The following is a 21,357-nucleotide window of genomic DNA, read 5'->3' as shown; positions in this document are numbered from 1 at the left end:
GGTCATGCAGACTGAAAACATTCTCGAAATCGAAGACCTCAAGATTTCCTTCAACTTGCGCGACGGCACCGTCAACGCCGTCAATGGCGTCTCATTTTCGGTCAGGCCGGGAGAGGTTCTGGGAGTTGTCGGAGAAAGCGGCTCGGGCAAGTCCCTGACGGCCCGCGCGATCATGAACCTGTTGCCAAGGGCGGCCGATGTCACGGGTGGGCGGGTTCGTTTTCGAAAGGGCGATGGTACCGTTCTCGACATTTTGAAGGAAAAACGGGAAAGCGCGACCATGCGCGCCCTGCGCGGTGGCTCCATCGGCATGATTTTTCAGGAACCGATGACCGCGCTCAGCCCGGTTCATTCCATCGGCAAGCAGATCATGACAACGCTCAATCTGCACACGGATCTGTCCAAGAAGGCCCAGGTAGACCGCGCTGCCGAGCTTCTGGACCTCGTCCAGATGCCGAAGCCGATGGAAATGCTGAAGAAATATCCGCACCAGCTTTCCGGCGGGATGCGCCAACGGGCGATGATTGCCATGGCGCTGTCCTGCAATCCCAGCCTGCTTCTGGCAGACGAGCCGACAACCGCTCTCGATGTCACAACGGAAGCGCAGATCCTCGACCTCATCATGTCCTTGCAGGACAAGATGAACATGGCGGTACTGTTCATCACTCACAATTTCGGTGTGGTGGCGGAAATCGCAGATCGCGTGACAGTCATGTATCTGGGCAACGATGTCGAAACCGCATCGGTTGACGACATCTTCTATGCCCCCAAGCACCCCTACACACGGGCACTCCTGAAGTCGATTCCAAGACTTGATGGCCAGAAAAAGCACCGGCTGCAAACGATTGAGGGCATGGTTCCCGATCCCTTCAATCTGCCTTCGGGTTGCGTCTTCCACACAAGATGTACCGAAGCGTTGAGCGGACGGTGCGAGATCTCAGCCCCGGAACCCACCCATTTCGACAACGCCCAGATGGCCCGTTGCCACCTGCATCAGGATCAGCCCGGACCGGTCGCATGAACACATATAACCTTCCCGACGACGCTCTTGTGAGCGTCGAGAACCTGCAAATGCACTTTCCGATCCACAAAGGCTGGCTCGGAGGAAAGACGGGCGCCGTCAAGGCGGTGGACGATGTCACGTTCCATATCCGCCAGGGTGAAACCCTTGGCATCGTGGGCGAAAGCGGATCAGGCAAGTCTACGACAGCCCGCGCCATCCTGCGCGCTCTTGAGCCGACAGGTGGCACCATTCGTTTCAAGGGGCCGGACGGCAACTGGAACGACATCACGCATAAGAGCGACGACGAGCTGCGTGAACTCCGCCGTTACATGCAGATGATCTTTCAGGACCCTTATTCCTCGCTCAATCCGCGCATGACGCTTGAACAGCTCGTCGGTGAGCCGATGGTCAATCACGGCATCACCAACAAGGCCGAGATCCGGGACCGGGTGGCCTATCTGCTGCGGCAGGTCGGATTGCGTCCCGAGACCATGAGCCGTTATCCGCATGCGTTTTCCGGTGGTCAGCGCCAGCGCATCGGCATCGCTCGCGCGCTCGCGCTCAATCCCACCTTCGTGGCCGCTGATGAATCCGTTTCAGCACTCGACGTGTCCGTCGCGGCTCAAACGATCAACCTGTTGCAGGATCTCCAGGACGAACTGGACCTGACCTATCTCTTCATCACCCACGACCTGTCCATGGTGGAACATATTAGCGACCGGATCGGGGTGATGTATGCGGGACGTCTGGTGGAACTCGCGGATACGGACAGCTTTTTCCAGCGGCCGCGCCACCCCTATTCCGAAGCCCTGTTGTCCGCCATTCCAATCCCGGACCCGCGCCGTGCCAGGGAAAAGAAACGTAACGTCGTAAAGGGGGAAGTGGCGGACCCGGCAAATCTGCCGAAGGGGTGCGCGTTTGCCGGCAGGTGCCCTTATGCGACCGCGCTTTGTACCGAGCAGCAACCGGAGCTTAGAAAAGTCGGAGAAGGACGTTTTGCCCGCTGCCATCACGCGGATGAACTGGAATTGAAAGGAACGACGGCATGACGATGACACCAGGCACCATTGCCGCGTTGCGCAGCACTGCCGGGCAAGATAACGGGATGCTCACCGCCCGCGTCCACGCCCCCGTTCTGAGACTGGACCGGCACGAACCGTGGCGGCCGACGGCCATCGGCTTTTCGATTTTTGACGAACCGTCCAGGTCGCCATCAAGCAAATTCGAGATCGTGCCGAAGTCTCACCGCGTCATCGAATATGCGATCTTCTGGGATTACGACATTCAGCATCTCTACGATCTGGAACATGTCTGGATTCACGTTGATGCGAATGACCGCGTTGAACACGTTGAAGCCAGCCAGCACGGTCGGCGTATCGAAATGGTCCGTGAAGGCGGACTTCCACTTGAAAACGGGCGGGTAACGCTTTGGGCTGAACCCGGCAAGCACGCACTGTTTCCCGGCCGCGACCAGATGATGTCGCGAGAAAGCGCAACACGGCACGAATGCAACCTGGGCGCGGGTCACACCGGCGTTCATCTTGGCAACCCCTTCTCCGGCCGGTTCGGCGAAATCGGAGCCTATGAACACCGACTGGCGCGGCTGCAGATGCGCCGCTTTGCCTTCCAACCCGCCTTTGGTGAAACGCAACGTTGGGATTGCAGAGAAGGCGATCTCCTGCCGTGGCCATCGGTGGAGCGCTGGATACCGGAGCGGGTTAACTACCTGATCGACGATCTGAAACAGAACCTGCCCCATCTGAAAGCAATCTTTCTGGATTGCGGCGATACGCTTGTCGATGAAGGAACCGAGGAAAAGGAACCGGGCACCGACGTTGCTGTGCGGGCTGAACTTCTGCCTTACGCCCGCGAGATGATGGATAATCTGCGCAAGGACGGATACCGGCTCGCCCTCGTCGCCGACGGTCCGCGCGCCACTTTCGAGAACCTTCTTGGACAGCACAGACTGTGGGACCATTTCGAGAGCCACACGATTTCAGGCGACGTGGGCGTCCTGAAACCGGATGCCCGTATGTTTGCCACCGCAATGAACTCGCTATGCCTGGAAAGCGCCGACTCCGGCCGGATCGTCATGGTCGGCAACAATCTCGAGCGCGATATCAAGGGTGCGAATTCTGCAGGACATATCAGCGTTTTCTTCAAATGGTCGGATCGACGCCCGGTTATTCCGATCGATGAAAGCGAAGAGCCTGATGTCACGATCTACTCGCTAAAAGATCTCGTTCCGGCAATTGAAAAAATTGAACTTTCACTGGTCTGACCCTACTGGCGACCGCCCCATTCGATGGAGCAGTTTTTTGCAAGTTACGAAGTTTCCGATCCGTGTCGCCCAGCATCAGGCACTGACCTTCTGGGATGTGGGCCCCTTGAAGGAAACATTGTTTGCCGGAGAGGCGGCGACGATGACCGACAGGGTGAATTACGTCTATATCAACGGTTTTACCGATGTTGGAGACCTGCCCTGCCGCACGGCCTTCCTGAACACGATGAAGGGACGGAAGCTCCCTTGTCCTGAACTTGACGAGATCGATGAAACGCTCTTCTTCAGCGATCAGACCAAGATTGATTTCAGTGGTTTCTGGCACCGCCCGACCCATCTGCAACGAGAACTGCAATGCCGGATAAGGGTTGAGCGGAAGGGATATTACCTATTCACGCTGACGACCTGCGGCGGCATTCGCATCTGGGTCAACGGAATGCAGGCCCATCAGTTTGAGCCGATGACGCGCAATGCGCCGGCAACCGACGAAGTCTGGCTGCCGCTTGAAGCGGGTGAAAACTCCATTGTCGTGCATGCCGAGGATCTGGCGGAGCGCGACACGCAGTTCTTTTTCGAATTGATCTATCGCGGAGAGCCTGAACTGCACGTGGGATTGTCGAGCGTCTATGATGCGGAAAGCCTCGGGGCTGCCGAAAAACTGCTGTCTTCGGTTCAACCTGACAAGCTCTACTATGACAATGGCCATGTGAGCCTGATCTTTTCCTCATCGTTCGAGGAGGACCTTGAATTCGATATCGCGGTGCAGGGCCTGTTCAATGGACTTTCGGAGAATTCAAGCCGCAAAGCTCTCCTTAGGTCCGGACAGAAGGTTCTCGAAGGACCACCCGTCACAGCGTTGTCTTCAGGCAGCAACCGCATCAGGACCACCCTTCACTATCAGGGCATGGCCTTCACTCGGGAAGTTGGCGTCGTGTCCCTGCAAGGCCTGAAAAAGGGCGCAGGCAGAACCTACCGGGACCGATGCCAGGAGCTGCTGTTGGCCGCCGCTCAAGACGGCAACAGCCATATTTCTCATGCGTTGGCCAAGCTCCATACCGGCCTGGAGCAAGCAGATGCCTTCGCCTTGATAGAGCGATACCTGACAAAGGTTTCAAACCGCGAAGATTGTTCTGATTTCGCCTTTCTGCCGCTTCTCTGGATCTGGCGCGATCACGCCTACAAGATCGGAGAGCCCCGGCTTTGGGATCGTTTGAAGTCGACCTTTCTCGGATACCGTTACTGGATCGATGAACCCGGCAACGATGCCATGTGGTTCTGGAGCGAAAACCACACCCTGTGTTTCCACGCATCGCAATACCTGGCCGGTTTTCTGTTCCCACGAGAAACCTTTATCGCTTCTGGCCGCGCTGGCCTCGAACAACGGCAACTTGGCCACCGGCGCCTGCTGAAATGGTTTGACGCCGTGGAGCGGGATGGTCTGGCAGAATGGAATTCCATTCCCTATTACCCCATCGACTTTATCGGCCTTGCGACCCTGTTCGCTCTTGCGCCAGACGAAGATATTCGCGAGCGCGCGCAAACCGTCATGAACCGTATTTTCGAGATGATGGCCCTGCACACGCTTGATGGACAGCCGGCAGGGACCATGGGGCGCGTCTACGACAAGGACAACTTCGCAGGCCCGGCGTGCGAACTCGCGACGCTCAGCTATTGCGCCTGGGGTCGGGGATATCTGACAGCCGGCGGATATGCGACAACCCTTGTTGCACTGTCAGGCTTTGAACCTTCTGATCGGAACGCAGGCCTTGCCGTTATCCCGGCCGGACAGGCAATCAGCGCCTGCTATACACAGGGTCATGGCCACGCCGGCAAACTGAAGCTGTTCAAGACCCGGGACGCGCAACTTTCCACCGTCGTGGATCACAAGAGCGGCCAACCCGGTCACCAGCAACACGTTCAGGACGTAAAGCTGTCCGGCAACCCTTACGCCCGCTTCTGGATCAACCATCCGGGAGAAGAGCGCGTCTGGGGCAATGGCCGTCCGTCCTATTGGTCCGGTCACGGTGTGCTCCCGCGAGCCGAACAGCATGGCGCCGTCGGTCTTTTGATGTTCGACACTCCAGAAGAGGAAAAGTTTTCAAGCTTCACTCATCTTTTCGTCCCCGCGCCCGCATGCGACGAGATCCTCCAGGATGGAAACTGGCTGTTTGTGCGCAACGGGTCGGGTCTTGCCGCCTTCCATGCGGTAAACGGGATGACACGACTTGAAACGGGCTGTTTTGCGGGTCTTGAGTACCGCAGTCCTGGGTGGCGAAACGCCTGGGTGTCCGTGATCGGATCTGCGCAAACCGAAAGCTTCGACGCGTTTTGTACCAGGCTTGGAAAGAGCGACATCTGTTTCGATCCTGATCGGTTGACGCTGGACGTGTCCATTCCTGACCAAGACCCGCTAAGCCTCCACTGGACCGGCGAGTTCCGCGTTTCCGGCCAGCAACAGGAATTCAGCAATCTCACGCCCGAACCCGATATCCGGCACCAGCGGCTGGCCGCTTTGCCCCAGGCACTGGAGGTCGCCCATGTTTGAAAAGACTGATGTTCTGTACGCACTTGAGCGAACCGCACTCGGATTTCGTACCCTCAAGGGTATCGACAGCGTTGTCATCGACCAGGCTCCCGCACAATCGATCGCCTATGAGGAATGGGACTGGGAAGTCGGGGTCGGGCTCTACGGGTTTTACAAGCAGGCCTGCCTGACCGGCGACCACGGCATGAAAGATGCCCTGACCGATTGGTACGACCGGCAGATCGCACAGGGTCTGCCAAGGCGGCAGATCAATTCGACCGCTCCATTGCTTTGCATGGCCCTGCTTGCGCGCGAAACCGGCAACGAGGCCTGGCGCAGCGTCATCGAAGACTGGGCGAAATGGCTGGTCAATGAAATGCCGAAGACCAAGGAAGGCGGCTTTCAGCACCTGGTCAAGGAACGTGACAATGATGGCCAGCTTTGGGACGACACGCTGTTCATGGCAGCCTTGTTTATCGGTGTTGCCGGCGACTGGCTGGAGCGGCCGGAATGGATAGAAGAGGCTTACTACCAGTTTCTCGTTCACGGCCGGTTTCTGGGCGATCCGAAGTCGGGCCTCTGGTATCACGGCTGGACATTTGAAGGGCACCACAATTACGCCAAGGCTTTCTGGGCCAGGGGCAATGCCTGGATTACAATCGCCATTCCCGAGCTCTTCGAACTTGTCGGCAGGCGATATGGTCCGGCTGCCCGGCACCTGAGCATGCTGTTCAAGCGGCAGGTGGAAGCGCTCATCCCTTGCCAGCTGGAAACAGGCATGTGGCCGACGCTTCTGGACCAGCCGGATTCTCCGCCCGAAACCTCGGCAACGGCGGGCATTGCCTACGGCCTGCTTTGCGGCATCCGAACCGGCCAGCTCTCCGAAAGCATCCGCCCGGTGGCCGTCAAGGCAGCGCAAGCCGTGATGGCGCGCATTGGCGAGGACGGCTTGGTCCGGGAAGTATCGGACGGAACCCCGATGGGTCACGATTTCGAGTTTTACCGCAACATTCCGAACGTCCCGACGCCTTACGGCCAGGCCTTGGCAAGCCTTCTTCTGATCGAGCTTCTTTCGCACGAGACCTCAATTCACAATGCAGCTTAATTCTTCCTACGTTTCCGCCCCGGATGTGGGTTCCGACATTACCGACCTGCTCCAGGCAGCCATCGACACCGTACATGCGTCCGGAGGCGGTCAGGTCATCGTTCCGCAGGGTCGATGGGTCTCGCGCGCCATCCGGTTGAAATCACGTGTCGATTTGCATCTGCCAAATGGTTGCGAACTGGCCTGCAGCCAGGACTATGACGACTTTGCCGACGGAACGGTTGCCGTGATTGCCGAAGATTCCGATCGCGCGTTTATTGTGGCCAGAGACGCAGACACGATCTCAATTTCCGGCTCCGGAACCATTCACGGAGGCGGTTCTGTCTGGTGTGCCCGCCCAGGCCTTTATGAAGGCACCTTGTGGCCGAAACAGAAGCGGCCACGCATGGTCGTTTTCGAGAACTGCACGAACGTTTCATTATCGGGGGTCACGTTTCGCGAAGCTCCCATGTGGACCGTGCATCTGGTCGCCTGCCGGCATGTCCGCATTGACAGTTTGAACATTCTCAACGACATGTCGATGCCCAACACGGACGGGATCAACCTCGACAGCTGTTCCGATGCCATGATCCGCAACACCACAATCGAGGCCGCAGATGATGCAATCTGCGTCAAAACCTGCCGCAAGGAAGATGACAGTCTCAACGCGCCGGCCGAGCGGATCCTCGTCAGCAACTGCATTCTGTCTTCACGCTCCTGCGCGCTGAAGATAGGCACGGAAACCTATCAGGACATTCGGGACGTCGTTTTCACCTCCTGCACCATCACCCGCACCAACAGGGCCTTCGGCATCTTTTCGCGCGATGGCGGGACTATAGAGCGGATCCGGTTTTCGAACTGCGTCGTTCATTGTCAGCAGACACCGGACGGCTTCTGGGGCTCGGGCGAACCGGTCACGATCAACGCCTTGCCCCGCCGCCCCGGTGAGGTTCCGGGGAAGGTTCGCGACATTGCAGCTGAAGGCATAACAGGCCGCGTCGAGGGGGCGATCAATATCGTCGGCTGTCCGGATCAGCCCATCGAAAACGTTCTTCTGGCCAATATCCAACTCGCTCTTGAAGAAGGCTCACGTCCTGAAGCCCTTTATCTCGACCTCCGGCCAACGGCTGCGGATGTCAACGGCCTGGACAGCCCGGAAGAAGGCCGCCGCAATGCCTGGGTCCGTCGTCCCGACGGAGGTATCGAGGGCCTCTTGGCCTATCCATACGGTTTCCCAGGTGTCTGGATCGAAGAGGCCACGGTCGTCTCCTGCTCCGGCGTCCAGATTTCCCGCCCGGACCCACTGCCCGAAACCTGGTCAGCGCAGACTATCGTTCGGGCATGCGAAGCGACCTGATCGTTTGCAAGTCCGTTTGCGACAGCCATTCGGCAGACAGAGATATGCAGGATTCGAGGGGGCTGACATTTAGGAATGCCGAAAAACCGTTGTCATTCAAGATAGGAAGGCCCCCGAGCCCGAAGACGGAAACCATCAGCGCGCTGAGAATGATCGATCTTACCGAATACGACACTTTTTTGGCGTTTCTGCAGATCGAGACTGCTCAACCTAGCGAGTACTCAAGCACTATTGTGAGTGGTTGAGCTATCTGTCTTGCAATGGAAACCATGACCATCGAATAGAGCCCATTTGACAATGACTTATCGAAACTTGTCTGGCACTAGCTTTACGCCGCAATTCGAGAATTCTCGCTAAACGTTGGTATTGAGAAGGCAGAAGAATCTCTCGCTTTCGAGAAACGGAGATTTGATCCGCGTTTCGGGGGTTCGAGTCGCCCCTCCGCTACCATCGATCCTCCCGATCCTTTTATTCCGTTTGGAAAGTGCCGCTCTCCAAGTAGTGCCCACGAGCGTCCTTTAACTTCGATTTCCACCGCGCCGGGTGGTGATGTGTCGCGGAGGACTGTGACTGTCTCAACAAGTTCACGCATGGCTTGTGCGCATTCGTTGTCGCCTGAACGGATCCCTGCCGCTAGAGCTTGTTGAAGCGTTTCGAGTTGCTGCTCATATCGTTTCAAAATCGCGGGATGCAAAGATACGACCTCGAAAACGGGAGATGCTTCGGAGAGCTGCACCAGAATGTCCTCGCGCTCATAGTGAAGCTCTGTGGACCGCGAACCGATCACTTGCGGGTCACCAACCCCATTGGCCAAGTGATCCACCAAGCGACCAGTTTCACGCTTTAGCTGAGCGGCGCGGCGTTCCAGCCGTTCTCCTGTTGCATCAGCTTCGGCTGACAAACGCTTGCGTTCCTCATGGTACGTTCTCACGTGTTCAGCAATAACCCTGGGCGCTCTCGTTTCGGCCCTTAGCCCCGCTAGTACCGCCTCTTCCACTGTGTCCAGACAGAAGGTCCTAGGTGCGGATTCCAAGAACAAGGGCGCTCCGGGAGCGCCCAGGGTTTCAACGCTGGAAGCCGGCCGGTTATTTTGAACCGCCCCAGGGTTCCGGGTAGCTCTCCATCTCTTCACATCCGCACATGGCGTAGTGCAGCGGCGGCATCGCCGGATTGATGTAGGCGTTGAGATTTGCCTTTGTGATTGCGGGCTGTGGAAGAACCCATTCCGGCCCAGGCACTGGTTCGCCGGCCAGGATTCGGGACGCCGCGATGATCGGGGTGCGCCATTGGTAAGTAGGATATGTTGGCGCAATCGCGGTCATTTCGAGGTCGTTCCAGATTTGCAGGAAATCCTGCTGATCTTCACCGACAAAAACAGGGATATCGTAACCGCCATCCTGGAATGCTTCGACAGCCGCAACCGCGGTCGCACCGGCATCCATCCAGACCGCATCGATCCGGCCACGCTGCAGATAGTCCTCGACTATCGACTTTGTTTTCGCGTTGTCGCCATCGGTGAATTCGGCACCAACGATGTTAAGGCCGGCTTCCTCGAGAACCCGGCGTCCGGCGGAGTAGCGGGTTTCCAGCACATCGACGCCTGGAAGAATACGCAACATCAATACGTTGGCGCCTTTTTCGACATTCTGGGCAATGAATTGAGCACCTTGAATACCAAACGCATATCCGCCGATCGGATGAATGAAGGTTACCGGGCACGTCGTCTCGACACCGCGGTCGAAGACAATGACCGGGAGTTGCTTGCATGCTTCCTCGACGGCCGGGGTCAGTGCAGCGGTGGTGTTCGGTGACACGATGAGAATGTCGCATTGCCCCCCTGCCAGAAGATCCTGGATGTCCGCGATTTGCTTGTCATCCGAACCTTCCGCATCCACATGAATGAATTCACCAATTTCCTCATGCAGGGCCACTTCCTCGGTCATGTTGGTGTAGCCGACAACACGCCAGGGATTGTTGACACCAGCATTCGAGAAACACACCGTATGCGGAGTCCCGGATTTGTACTGACCGGTATCCACCATCGACGCATCCAGATACTGCTCCCAGGGTTTTCCTTCGGGCCCTTCTGGCTCCAGCAAAACCTGCTCCCATTGACGGTCGAACTCTGCCGGATCGTTGAAGTTTTGCCCGTTGGCAATGACGGGACCAGTGAACACCATGGCTAGCGCCAAAGCATGACCTGAGATTTGCTTCATTTCATTTACCTCCCTTTCAATGATGATTTGCAGCGGGCTACTGCCCATTTCGATTGCGGCGGAACATGGTGAATGCCACCGCAAAGATTAGAATCGTGCCTTGCACCACCTGCCGCACCGGCTGCGGCAGTCCGAGAAAGTTGAGCAGTGTGAAAATAGCGGCGAGCGTCAGCGCACCGGCGATTGTCGCCGGAACCGAGCCACGCCCTCCCAGAAGCTGAGCGCCCCCCAGAACCGCTGCCGTAATTGCCTGCAGCTCGTAACCGCTGCCGACATCGGTCGAGACGCCGGCATATCCGCCGAGCAGAATTCCGGTCACAACAGCACTCAGCGACGAAATCACGAAGGCAATGATCCGCACGCGATTGATCGGGACGCCCGCGAGTTGCGCCGCACGCGGATTATCTCCAACCGCATGAATCATGCGTCCGAGATTGGTGCGGTGCATGAGCCAGTACAAAAGAAGGCCGACGACGACGAGGACGATCAACGCAATCGGCAGCATCCGGATGACCGGGATGTCCATAATGCTGACACGACCGAAAAACCGAAATGTATCGGGCAGGTATCCCCGCGGGGCGCCGCCCGACCACATGAAGACGAAACCGTTCAGCGTGATCATCATGCCCAGGGTCGCAATCAGCGAAGGTACCTTGAGATAGCAGACGACCAGTCCGTTGATGAGCCCGACCGCGATCCCGATGCCCAACATAACGGTGATGACCCACCAGGTCGAAGCCGGGTCGTTGTTGGAGAGCATCGAGGATCCCACCACCACCAGCGTAATGAGCGATCCAACCGACAGATCGAAGCCACCCGAAACGATCACGTAAAGCTGCCCCGCCGCCAGGATGGCCAGGGGTGCTGCGCGTTTCAGAAAGTTCATGTAACCCGTCGGCTCAACGAAGCTCGGGTTGTTGAGGATGATTGCCGCGATCAGCGCTGCAAGAATGAAGTAAACCGGAGAAATCTTCGGAAACTTACGCATACGCGGTTCCGATACAGCTTGAACACTCATGCGACGATCCTCCTTGAACGCGCTGCATAAAAGCCGACTGCCGCCACGATAATCATGCCGCGCAGGACCTGCTTGGCGAACGCGTCTACCCCGAGGACATTGAAGATCGAGTCGATAAGCGAGAAGATCACGACACCTCCGACGGTCCCCCAGATTCCCCCCCGGCCACCGGCAAGTATCGTGCCGCCGATGACGACGACGGCGATCGATTCCAGGTCGTAAACGCCGTCCGAACCGATCCAGGGGGCTCCTGACCGCAAACGGCTGGCGAGATAGAGTCCGGCAACCGTCGCGCACAATGAGCAGATGACGTGCGCTCCGACGATGACCCTGCTCGTGGAAATGCCCGCGAACCTGGCAGCATCGCGATTGCCGCCCACGGAATAGATATTCGAGCCGAATTTGGTGAAGCGCAGTGTGAGAAAGGCCAGCAGGGAAAGCGCAAGGAAGAACAGAACCGCAAACGGTAATCCTGCGACATTACCATACGCGAAGAATTGAAACTCTTCAGGAACGGAACCTGCAAAGTTTGAAACGAAGGCCGACAGGCATCCCTGAATGATCAGGCTCATTCCGAGCGTTGCAATGAGCGGATTGACATCGAGGCGTGTGATGATGACCCCGTTGACAAGTCCCACGATTGCCCCAAGCGTCAGTGCCGCTGCAATGGCGAGAGGGATCATCGCGGGATTGCCGTCCATCAATACCGATGCCAAGACCGCCGTGGCCGAAATCAGGCTGGCGACGGACAGGTCAATCGAGGCCACGAGGATGGCAAATGTCTGCCCGACGGCGGTTATTCCCAGTGCAATCGACCTGCCAAGAACGGCAAGCAGATTGCTCCATGTCAGGTACTGCGTTTGCCCGGTCAGGACACACGCTAACACATAAATGACCACGGCGCAGATCAATAGAAGCGCCGGTGCCCAATACTCAAATCGGAAGCCTGATGGGCGCGCCGGCGCGGGCTGTGCTGTCACCTCGCTCATGCCGCAGCCCCCGCTTCTCCGGTCGCATCAAGCATGATTTCCGTTTCACCCACACCACGGCGATGTTCGGCAACAATCCGGCCCTCCCGCATCACGAGAACGCGGTCGGCGGCACCGACAATTTCAGGCAGATCAGAAGAAATCATGATGATGCCAGTGCCCCGGCGCGCGAGATCACGCATCAGGTGGTAAATCGCGGCCTTGGCCTTCACATCGATTCCACGCGTCGGCTCAACGAAGATCAGAACCTTGGGCTTGAGCGCCAACCAGCGAGCCACAATGACTTTTTGCTGATTGCCTCCCGAAAGAAACCTGATGTCCTGCTCGTAGGAGGCAGACTTGACTTCCATTCCGTCCAGCAACCTGTCCATTTGCGACTGATTGGTGAATTTGTTCGAATTCCGGCTGGAAAACAGATCGGCAAACGCCCGGGGGCTGAGCATGCCATTGTCACGCACCGACTGCATGAGCACCAGGCCTTCCCCTTTCCGGTCGCCCGGCACCAGCCCAATTCCCGCCCGGATCGCTTCACGGGGATGCGTAACATGCACCTCTGCCCCCTGAAGGTTCACTGTGCCCGCGGTAAACGGCCGGTCCCCGAAGATCGCCATCGCCAATGCCACGCGGCCTGCCCCCTGAACACCGGCGATCCCGAGGATTTCGCCCGCGTGCAAGTCAAGATCGATATTGTGGAGGACATCATTTTCGCCCGCGCTAATGGAAAGCACCGGTGCACCGATTTCTTCCGGCGTGGCGGCCGGCGCATAGAAAGTCTCAATGTCGCGTCCCACCATCGCCTTAACGACCTCGCCCGGATCGGGCAAACTGTCGAAACTGGCAGCGACCTTGCCGTCCTTGAGCACCGTTATCCGGTCTGCCAATCGAGCAACCTCGCGCATGCGATGGGTTATGTAGATCACCGCCGTTCCATGATCGCGCAGCGCGTCAACTGTCTCAAAGAGTTCGTCGCATTCGGCATCATTGAGAGCCGCTGTCGGCTCATCCATCACCAGCACCTTGGCGCCGAGTGCGATGGCTTTGGCAATCTCGACCATCTGCTGAGAAGCAACATCGAGGTCCGCGACGAGTGAATCGGGATCAATCCGACGGCCCGCCTTGAACAAATCAAGCGCCCTGCGCGTTTCGCTGCGCATCGCCGCATTGTCGAGAAACCCTGCCCGGGTCATTTCACGGCCCAGAAAGATGTTCTGAGTAACCGTGCGATCCGGCAAAAGCGAGAATTCCTGATAGATAACGGATATGCCTGCTTTCAGCGCTTCAAGCGGATGCCGGAATTCCGCCGGTTCGCCATGCAGCAGGATTGTCCCGCTGTCTGGCCGGTAGACGCCCGCCAGGATCTTGATCAGCGTGGATTTACCCGCCCCGTTTTCCCCCACAAGCGCATGAACCTCACCGCCGCGGCAAGTAAAGCTGACGCCATCAAGCGCCGTCACCCCCGGAAAACGCTTACCTATGCTGCTCATTTCGATAATGGAATTTTCATTCACGCTGCTAACTCCCATTGGCCGCGAATGAACTCTATCGATTCTGAAAACAGCGTGTCGTAATCGGGAAACAGTGGACGCCAGACCCGTGTTGCGGCTGCCAGTTCGGGCACACCGCCCCCGAACGCTTCAAGAGTTACCCAGCCGTCAAATCCCGTTTTACGCACAGCCTCGAAGATTTCCCCGAAGGCAATATGGCCGCGGCCCGGAATCCCGCGATCATTCTCGGAGATGTGCAAAACACCCATGTGTCCGGCAATCGTGGCGATGGCATCGGCTTGCTTCTGTTCTTCAATATTTGCGTGAAACGTGTCGTACATGATCGCAAACGCCGGGTGATCGACTGCCGCGACATATGCTTTTGCCTGCTCCATCGTATTGAGGAAATGCGTCTCGAAACGATTGAGGTGCTCAAGGCTGAGATAGATGCCGTTTGCCTGGGCCTTTTCAGCCATTCGATTGTGAGCCTCGGCGCCGTACCGGATTTCGTCCTCGCTTGGACCCGTGCCTGTGAAGCAGCCAATCGGGGCATGGAACGGGCCTCCCACGCTCTCGGACCCCAGCGCCAGCGCGCAATCGATCACCCAATCCAGGTGATCGACGCCACTCTTGCGTATGTCTGGGTCGGAGCTCAGCGGATTGGCGTTTGGAGAGGGGACGATTGACGTGGATGTTCTGCGCAATCCTAGCGCGTCAAGTTCTTTTGCCAGCCATTCGTAATGCCTGGGATCGCCACTCAAAATAGGTACTTCGACACCTTGATAGTCGAGTTCCTTTATCCGTCGAATTAGTGGCAAATGCGCCTCGGTGATAAAACCAGCAAGACACAATAGATTGATGCCAATCTGCATATTCCTCCCTCAAACGGTGTTCCCGCCCGTCCCTTGAAAACGTATAAATATTTCTATCGGTTCTTGATTGTAGATTTTGAACAAAACCCACCGTCGAGCAACGGCAAACATCAAGTTGCCTTACCAGGCTTCGCCCCTTGTCTAAAACCTCTGTTTTCTTGACTCTTTTGATTAAGTCATTCTAGCAGTGTTAACCTGATGCCAACTTGTGAAATATCCAACATCGAGTTCACCTTTGCGTTCACATTCTACAACTGGTAAAAAATGAACATGACACATTCGGCATTGAACAGTCACGACAAGGCAAAAGCGATTGCGCGGCCAGCGGTATTCCGCGAACCGGGCGCGCTTCTCTACGCCGGGAACTGCAAGGACCTGCTCGACGCCTCGCTGGAAGGAGAAGTCACCCTGAGCGCCTGGGCTCGCCGCGGCTATCCGGGCCGCGATCTGGGCAACACCCTGCCCCAGGTCTGTTCAGTCGGCGGCTGGAACGCAACCCGCCCTCAAAACTGGGGTCTGAGGGAGCACTGCAACGAGGGTGTCAAGATTGCCTATCTTGCGCATGGCACGCTGACACTGACCCTCGATGGCGAAGTGTACAATCTGCAGGAAGGCCAGATGTTCGTTGTCCGGCCCTGGCAGCTTCATGCATTTGGCGACCCCAACGTCGCCCCGAGCCAGATCGTCTGGGTGCTGTTCGACATGGGTGTGCGCCGTCCGCATGAACAATGGCTGTGGCCCGACTGGATCGGCTGGCCCGAGCGAGACCAGAAGCGGCTGACCGAACTGTTGTCGAAAAACGAGCAACCCTGGTATTGCGCTTCCCGCGAAGTGGTCAACACATTCACGCAGATTGCCGAAGTCGTCGCCTCCAACGATATCGAAGGGGGAGAAACCCGGCTCAGGCTTCTGATTTCGTGGATGCTGCTGCAATTCAAGAACCAGCTTGAAGCCCAGCATCCAGCTCTAGACCACTCGCTCGCGGCGTCACGGCGGACAGTCGACATTTTCCTGCGCCGCCTCTGGCACGCTCTCGATGATGACTGGACGCTGGAGAACATGGCAGCCGAGTGCAATCTCTCGCGCACCCAGTTTTCCAAGCATTGCATCTCGATTACCAACATGACCCCGTCGCGCTATCTTCAGACACTCCGCCTGAAAGCCGCGTACAAGATGTTGCTGGAGGAAGACAAGCTATCGGTGACCGAAGTCGCGCTCGATTGCGGCTTCTCTTCAAGCCAGTATTTTGCAACCTGCTTTCGAAAGCTCTACGGCGTCTCTCCGAGCAATCTGCGCCAGATCACGGACGAGCCAACAGCTATCTTGGCTCGAACACCAGCAATGCGATAATGCTTTCACTTCAAGGTCAAACACCAAACCTAGATGATAACCCGGTCGCCGAACATTGATGCCGCTATGAATTTCAGAAGCTTTTTCCCCTGTGACGTTACAACATCAATAAGCGATTTATTCTCGATGGTTAGCAACGACTAAGTCCATAGCGTTTGCAGGTAAAGGTTGCAAAATACGACATTTTTCCTTCCCCGCCAACGAACCAGATTCCTCCCGGGTATTCACGTTGCGCTATTTCTTGCGGTTAATTCGCTCGAAGAGTAACCAGCCGCTCATCTAATTCCAGAGGCTTGAAGGAGTTCGTTCTGTAGTTGGGAATCAATCCCACCCATGCCGTAGTAGCGTAATGCCCTGGGTCAATTCGATCAGATTCATCGCACCCGTAGCCTCAGTTAAGACCCGTATGACCAATCGTTGAATATGTGGTCAGCTGACTGCCAGGTCCTTTGAGTTTTTTCGGATCGAAGTCTGCGATCAGAACTACTTCTGCTCGGCGCCTGGTAAGTTCAGTCGCAGTCGTTATTCAGCTATATTTCACCTTTCAAGATCAGGGTCTGAATTTTCTTCGATGGGCTTCCACTCACTCGGATGAATATTGAACGATGCCGTTCACGATTGACATCTGAACCTTGACCTCCAACAGCAGCGCGGGGTCAATATTCAGGATATTGTCGGATATCACAGTCAAGTCAGCCAGTTTGCCGGCTTCGATCGATCCGACCAGATGATCCTGAAAACCGGCCTCGGCAGCCCTGATGGTGTGGGCCTTCAGGGCTTCCTCGATTGTCAGAGCTTGGTCCGCATGCCAACCGCCTTGCGGCTCTCCCGCTTCATTTTTTCGCGTGACAGCACGATACATTGTCTCAAAAGGATTGATGGATTCGGTTGGGAAATCGGAGCTGATGATCAATTGCGCGCCTGTATCGATGAAATCCCGGAACCGGTAGGCATACTGAACCCGTTCCGGACCCACCCGGTCTTCCGTCCATGCCATATCCGAAATCGCCGAGCCGGGTTGGACACTGACGATGACACCAAGCTCCGCAAACCGGCCGATATCACCCTTGTCGATGATCTGGGCATGTTCGAGACGCAGCCGGTGATCGGTCTTCCCCGTGACCTCAAGTGCTCGTTCATAGGCGTTTAAAGTGGAATGGACCGCTTCGTCTCCGATCGCGTGGGTAATGACCTGCAGTCCCCCCTTCAGCGCGACTTTTGACACCGTCAGTACATGCTGTTCGGATGCAACGCTGAGACCCCGGTTGCCGGGATCATCGCTATAAGGCGCCATTAGCAAAGCGCTTCGCGAGCCCAACGTACCATCGCGAAACAATTTAATACCGTTGAGCGTAAAGAGACTGTCCGCGTCTCCGGGAACCACATTGTCTTCAAAGAAGCTCGCGTAATCGGCTTCCGTCTCCAGTTCCGGGTCATCGAAAAAGCCGACGACGCGAAAGTTCAGCTCACCGGCTATATCCATAGCCTTGTAGACATCCAGTTCCTGCGGCGACACACCGAGTTCATGTGAACTCGTCACTCCCTTGGCAAGCAGGGCATTCGCCGTCAGGCGGAACCGATCCCGGATCAGGTCGTCAGTCATGGGTTCATATTGCCGGATCAGGTCCTCGGCAAGCTCAACGAAAATACCCGTAGCGTGGCCCTGCGCATCGCGCACGATCCGGCCACCGATTGGATCGGGTGTCTCATCCCTGATTCCGGCCAGATCCATGGCACACCGGTTCACAAGAATGGCATGCCCGTCACTGCGATTGAGAATGACCGGATTGTCTGGCGCTACCGCGCTCAATGCATGGTGAGTCGGAAAGGTCTTGTCAGCCCAGTTGTTCTGGTCCCAGCCCTGTCCGATGATCCAATCACCAGGTCGGGTTGATCGCACTCGCTCCGCGACCAAGTCTACGATGTCTTGATAGCTTGTGGTGCGATTCAGGTCCAGGTTCTGCAAAAGACGCCCATAGGAATGGATGTGCCCATGAGGATCGATAATGCCGGGCAGCACGGTTTTGCCCGCTAGGTCAATCACCTGTGTCTCTTCATCCGCAAGAGCGCGGATATTGATATCCGTTCCCACTGCTATAATTCGCTTGCCGGCAACTGCCACGGCAGAATGGACGGAGAACGCGCCATCGACAGTAATCACATTTCCGCCGATCAGTACCAGATCGGCCGATTCGATATCTCTGGTGTGTCCAGTGCGATCGTTCTCTTTCTTTGCGACTGACATGTCTTCCTGCGAATGCGAGACTCTATCGATCATTGAACTTTTCCTCCCTTAGCTGGCGCATATAGGTGTGATCAGACGCCGTTTGCTCGCTCCGCCGGTTGAACCTGCGGATAGCAACTGAGCAGGCTGTTCACGGATGAAGTGGACCAGCGCTCGGAAAAGGGGATGTCAAACGAGACATAACGTTCCGCTTCACAGGGAAGGCCTTCCGAGACATACATGCGGGCCCTGCCCCGGACCACATGCAGAACATAGGAGAAAACCGTCCGCCTCCCCTCGAGATGGTTGCAGATGCCGGTTCCCCCAGCGTCGTGAGATTTCAGAAGACCGAAGACATCATCGAGACCGCGCGCTTGTGCGAGACGCGTCGTGGCGGATACAAGGCGGCCGCAGCTGCTTTCCGACGCAGGTTCGCTTTGGGTCGGAAACGTCTCGTGGTGGTTGGTCTTGACGGCGCAGAACTCCGAGTATTGCGCATGAATCAGTGCGCCTCTGGCCTCTACGCTGGCCACAACCCTTCCGTCAGTAAGCACCAGATTTCCGGCCCAGACCGGCGTCTGCCCGACAAAGGCTTCAAGGCTGGCGATTGCGGAGGGGACATCCTGCCCTTCATTTAGTGCGACTTCCACCAGACGGTCATAGTTCACCCCGTTTTCAGGTTGAAAGTCGACATGAGCATCGCAGCACAGAAGGCCGTGAGCATTCATGCCCAACGACAGGCCGGAATAGACGATTTCCTCGGCATCAAGACGGGCAAAAGTCTCAACACCCGCAATACCGAAAAGCTGTGGAGTCGAGGTGATTTTCTCTTCAAGCCCGAGCTGGCCGAAATCCTTGTTCTTGTATAGCAGGTATTCGTCCGGGCCAAGAATGATTGCGCCGATGGTACACATAGCGACCGTCCGTGAGAGTGAATGAAACGTTAAGATGAAGCACTAAAGGACCTCCTCTAGTGCGCGACAGCTTTGCTGAAATGACGCTCGAGGCGAGACTGAACCAACTCCAGCATGATAGACAGGATCCAGTAGATGAGCGCCGCGGTAATCAGCATTTCCAGAATCCGGAAATCGGCACGCCCCTGAGCGCGAGCGACATACATGAGATCCCAGACGCCGACGACGGAAACAAGCGAGCTGTCCTTGAGCATGGCGATGAAACTGTTGCCGGTCGGCGGGATGATGATCTTGAACGCCTGAGGCAGAACGACCTTTCGAAAGGCCAGAGCTTTTTGCAACCCGAGCGCTGCGGCCGCCTCCCATTGCCCTTTTTCGATGCTTTGCATGCCGGCGCGAAAGATCTCCGTCATATAAGCGCCGTAACACAGGCTCAGCGCGGCAATACCGGCTGGAACCGGATCAACGATGATGCCGATTTGTGGCAGACCGAGATAGATGAGAAACAGCTGGGCAAGCAGCGGCACTCCCCGAAAGAAGGAGGTGTAGAATGAGGCAATACCCATCGCGATGCCGTTATCGGATAATTTCGAGATTGAACCGATTAGCGCAAGTGTAAAGGCTACAACAATCGATATCAGAGAGACATAGAGCGTGGTTGTCACGCCTCTGGTCAGAAGAAACGGCAGTTTCTCCAGAATGAACGAAATCTCCAGGTCGAACGAATAGAAAAACAGCAGAAACAGAACCAGCAGCTCGGCCCAGACAATCATCATCTGGTGCTTCACCTTGCAACTGAGAAGCAGCAGAATGTTGCCCCCCACCAGCAGACCGAGCACGAGGGAGGGTATCAGACTATCCCGCAGTTCAGGGGATGATGATCCGGTTTCTGGGGCGCTGAACGCATCTGTCAGAAATTCTGCTGTAAAGCCTGCGAAATAGGCCATAAGGAAAACGAATATACCGATGATGAGCGCAGTCACGGCATTGCGACGCAACGACTTCGGAGCGGATGGATACGCAGAAAGTTTCATGAAAGGCCTGACCGCAGGATTGTGGAAGGCGTCTCGTGATCAGGCAGGTTCGACCACGAGACAATAGTTCTTACTTCGTTGAAGTATAGTCGACGCCGTACCACTTTTCGGACAGAGCCTTGAATGTTCCGTCCTCGCGCAACTCTTCGATGACCGATGCAATCTGCAGATTGAAATCATCGTCACCCTTGTCCACCGCAATGGCCAGCGGCTCATAGAAGACCGGCTCGCCGAGTTGGCGGATCGGCATGCCCTTCTCAATTGCCGAAAGGACGGTTGGGAGCGATTGCAGAATACCGTCGAGACGCTTGCCGTTTCCGAGCCGCAAGTCGTCGAACTCGCTGAGGCCGGCGCCATAAGTGCGGATTTCTGACGGTGTGACCTGATACTCGAACGACGGAACGCCCTTGGCGTCTATCTTCAGCTCATGCTGCAGGTAGAGGTGATATGTCGAGGAGGGCGTGACGCCGATCGTCTTGTCATTCAGATCGGTAACCTTGTCGCCGGTGAAATCGTTGTGAACCGCAAAGACTGCAGGCGTATAATAGTAGACACCGGGAAAATCGAGGACTTCCGCACGCTTCGCGGTCGGCGTCATCGAGCCGACAACAATATCCCATCGGCCGCTCCAGCGGCCGGCGGTCATGACTTCCCAGCCCGGAGTGACAAAGGTCACATCAACGCCGAGACGCTTGGCAATTGCGCGGGCGACATCGACATCAAATCCGTCCATCTCGTTTTCACTGTTCAGAAACGCCTGAGGCGCCCAGTCCGAATTGGTACCGACCGTCAGCACTCCCTTGTTTTTGATCCGGTCAAGCGTTTCCCCGGCCTGACTGATCGAGGCCGCTGAAATCGACAGGAAGCTGACAGCAGCGATTCCGAGTAATTTGCGTAGCATGTGGTTCCCCTTCTCTTTTCAAGTTGATAGCGCATTGGTGAGTATTGAATATTTTATAAAACCACCATCCGTAACGGAGTTTCCCAACAGTCGAAGAGTGCATTGT

Annotated in this window: 17 protein-coding genes; 7 read left to right on the top strand and 10 right to left on the bottom strand. The window is 56.6% G+C overall.

Annotated elements, in window-relative coordinates:
* The first annotated feature begins 4 nt into the window (after window positions 1-4).
* The 6 genes from ABLQ08_RS28080 to ABLQ08_RS28055 are packed head-to-tail and all read left to right on the top strand — an operon-like array spanning window position 5 to window position 8,249.
* Entirely contained in the window at window positions 5-1,021 is a 1,017-nt protein-coding gene (locus ABLQ08_RS28080) for an ABC transporter ATP-binding protein (protein ID WP_352949484.1), read from the top strand.
* Window positions 1,018-2,052 carry an ABC transporter ATP-binding protein gene (locus ABLQ08_RS28075; RefSeq protein WP_352949482.1) on the top strand — a complete coding sequence of 345 codons (1,035 nt, stop codon included), beginning with the start codon at window positions 1,018-1,020 and terminating at the stop codon, window positions 2,050-2,052. The genes ABLQ08_RS28080 and ABLQ08_RS28075 overlap by 4 nt, the downstream gene beginning before the upstream one ends.
* Window positions 2,049-3,284 carry an HAD family hydrolase gene (locus ABLQ08_RS28070; RefSeq protein ID WP_352949480.1) on the top strand — a complete coding sequence of 412 codons (1,236 nt, stop codon included), beginning with the start codon at window positions 2,049-2,051 and terminating at the stop codon, window positions 3,282-3,284. Before ABLQ08_RS28075 ends, ABLQ08_RS28070 begins: the two co-directional genes overlap by 4 nt.
* Before the next feature lie 37 nt (window positions 3,285-3,321).
* Window positions 3,322-5,829 carry a hypothetical protein gene (locus tag ABLQ08_RS28065; protein ID WP_352949478.1) on the top strand — a complete coding sequence of 836 codons (2,508 nt, stop codon included), beginning with the start codon at window positions 3,322-3,324 and terminating at the stop codon, window positions 5,827-5,829.
* Window positions 5,822-6,913, top strand: a complete 1,092-nt coding sequence (locus tag ABLQ08_RS28060; RefSeq protein WP_352949476.1) for a glycoside hydrolase family 88/105 protein — start codon at window positions 5,822-5,824, stop codon at window positions 6,911-6,913. Before ABLQ08_RS28065 ends, ABLQ08_RS28060 begins: the two co-directional genes overlap by 8 nt.
* Complete coding sequence (locus ABLQ08_RS28055; RefSeq protein WP_352949474.1) at window positions 6,903-8,249, top strand: glycoside hydrolase family 28 protein; 1,347 nt, start codon at window positions 6,903-6,905, stop codon at window positions 8,247-8,249. Before ABLQ08_RS28060 ends, ABLQ08_RS28055 begins: the two co-directional genes overlap by 11 nt.
* Window positions 8,250-8,577: 328 nt before the next feature.
* Here the strand turns inward: ABLQ08_RS28055 and ABLQ08_RS28050 are convergent, their stop codons facing one another.
* From ABLQ08_RS28050 to ABLQ08_RS28025, 6 genes are all read right to left on the bottom strand, one after another.
* A complete protein-coding gene (locus ABLQ08_RS28050; protein WP_352949473.1) occupies window positions 8,578-9,150 on the bottom strand; it encodes a hypothetical protein in 573 nt (190 codons plus the stop codon).
* 184 nt (window positions 9,151-9,334) lie between these two features.
* Window positions 9,335-10,465, bottom strand: coding sequence for a substrate-binding domain-containing protein (locus ABLQ08_RS28045; RefSeq protein ID WP_352949472.1), 1,131 nt, complete (start codon window positions 10,463-10,465; stop codon window positions 9,335-9,337).
* Window positions 10,466-10,502: 37 nt separating this feature from the next.
* Complete coding sequence (locus ABLQ08_RS28040) at window positions 10,503-11,483, bottom strand: ABC transporter permease (RefSeq protein ID WP_352949470.1); 981 nt, start codon at window positions 11,481-11,483, stop codon at window positions 10,503-10,505.
* Window positions 11,480-12,472 carry an ABC transporter permease gene (locus tag ABLQ08_RS28035; RefSeq protein ID WP_352949468.1) on the bottom strand — a complete coding sequence of 331 codons (993 nt, stop codon included), beginning with the start codon at window positions 12,470-12,472 and terminating at the stop codon, window positions 11,480-11,482. Before ABLQ08_RS28035 ends, ABLQ08_RS28040 begins: the two co-directional genes overlap by 4 nt.
* Complete coding sequence (locus ABLQ08_RS28030) at window positions 12,469-13,980, bottom strand: sugar ABC transporter ATP-binding protein (RefSeq protein ID WP_352949466.1); 1,512 nt, start codon at window positions 13,978-13,980, stop codon at window positions 12,469-12,471. Before ABLQ08_RS28030 ends, ABLQ08_RS28035 begins: the two co-directional genes overlap by 4 nt.
* On the bottom strand, window positions 13,977-14,828 hold the full coding sequence (locus tag ABLQ08_RS28025; protein WP_352949464.1) for a sugar phosphate isomerase/epimerase family protein: 852 nt from the start codon (window positions 14,826-14,828) through the stop codon (window positions 13,977-13,979). The genes ABLQ08_RS28030 and ABLQ08_RS28025 overlap by 4 nt, the downstream gene beginning before the upstream one ends.
* A gap of 270 nt (window positions 14,829-15,098) precedes the next feature.
* Here ABLQ08_RS28025 and ABLQ08_RS28020 point away from each other — a divergent pair, with 270 nt between their 5' ends.
* Window positions 15,099-16,178, top strand: a complete 1,080-nt coding sequence (locus tag ABLQ08_RS28020) for an AraC family transcriptional regulator (RefSeq protein ID WP_352949463.1) — start codon at window positions 15,099-15,101, stop codon at window positions 16,176-16,178.
* Between the two features lie 583 nt (window positions 16,179-16,761).
* On the opposite strand, the gene ABLQ08_RS28015 is transcribed toward ABLQ08_RS28020, so the two are convergent.
* The 4 genes from ABLQ08_RS28015 to ABLQ08_RS28000 form a co-directional block, all read right to left on the bottom strand.
* Window positions 16,762-18,456, bottom strand: coding sequence for an amidohydrolase (locus ABLQ08_RS28015; protein ID WP_352949461.1), 1,695 nt, complete (start codon window positions 18,454-18,456; stop codon window positions 16,762-16,764).
* Window positions 18,457-18,494: 38 nt separating this feature from the next.
* Window positions 18,495-19,316 (bottom strand): hypothetical protein, encoded by an 822-nt coding sequence (locus ABLQ08_RS28010; RefSeq protein ID WP_352949459.1) that lies wholly within the window; start codon window positions 19,314-19,316, stop codon window positions 18,495-18,497.
* Window positions 19,317-19,372: 56 nt separating this feature from the next.
* Window positions 19,373-20,350, bottom strand: a complete 978-nt coding sequence (locus ABLQ08_RS28005) for an amino acid ABC transporter permease (protein ID WP_352949457.1) — start codon at window positions 20,348-20,350, stop codon at window positions 19,373-19,375.
* Between the two features lie 70 nt (window positions 20,351-20,420).
* Window positions 20,421-21,251, bottom strand: a complete 831-nt coding sequence (locus ABLQ08_RS28000) for a transporter substrate-binding domain-containing protein (protein ID WP_352949456.1) — start codon at window positions 21,249-21,251, stop codon at window positions 20,421-20,423.
* Window positions 21,252-21,357 lie beyond the last annotated feature (106 nt).

Origin of the sequence: Roseibium sp. SCP14 (assembly GCF_040329475.1) — a bacterium.
Lineage (GTDB): Bacteria > Pseudomonadota > Alphaproteobacteria > Rhizobiales > Stappiaceae > Roseibium.
This window is presented reverse-complemented; position numbering and strand designations above follow the sequence as displayed.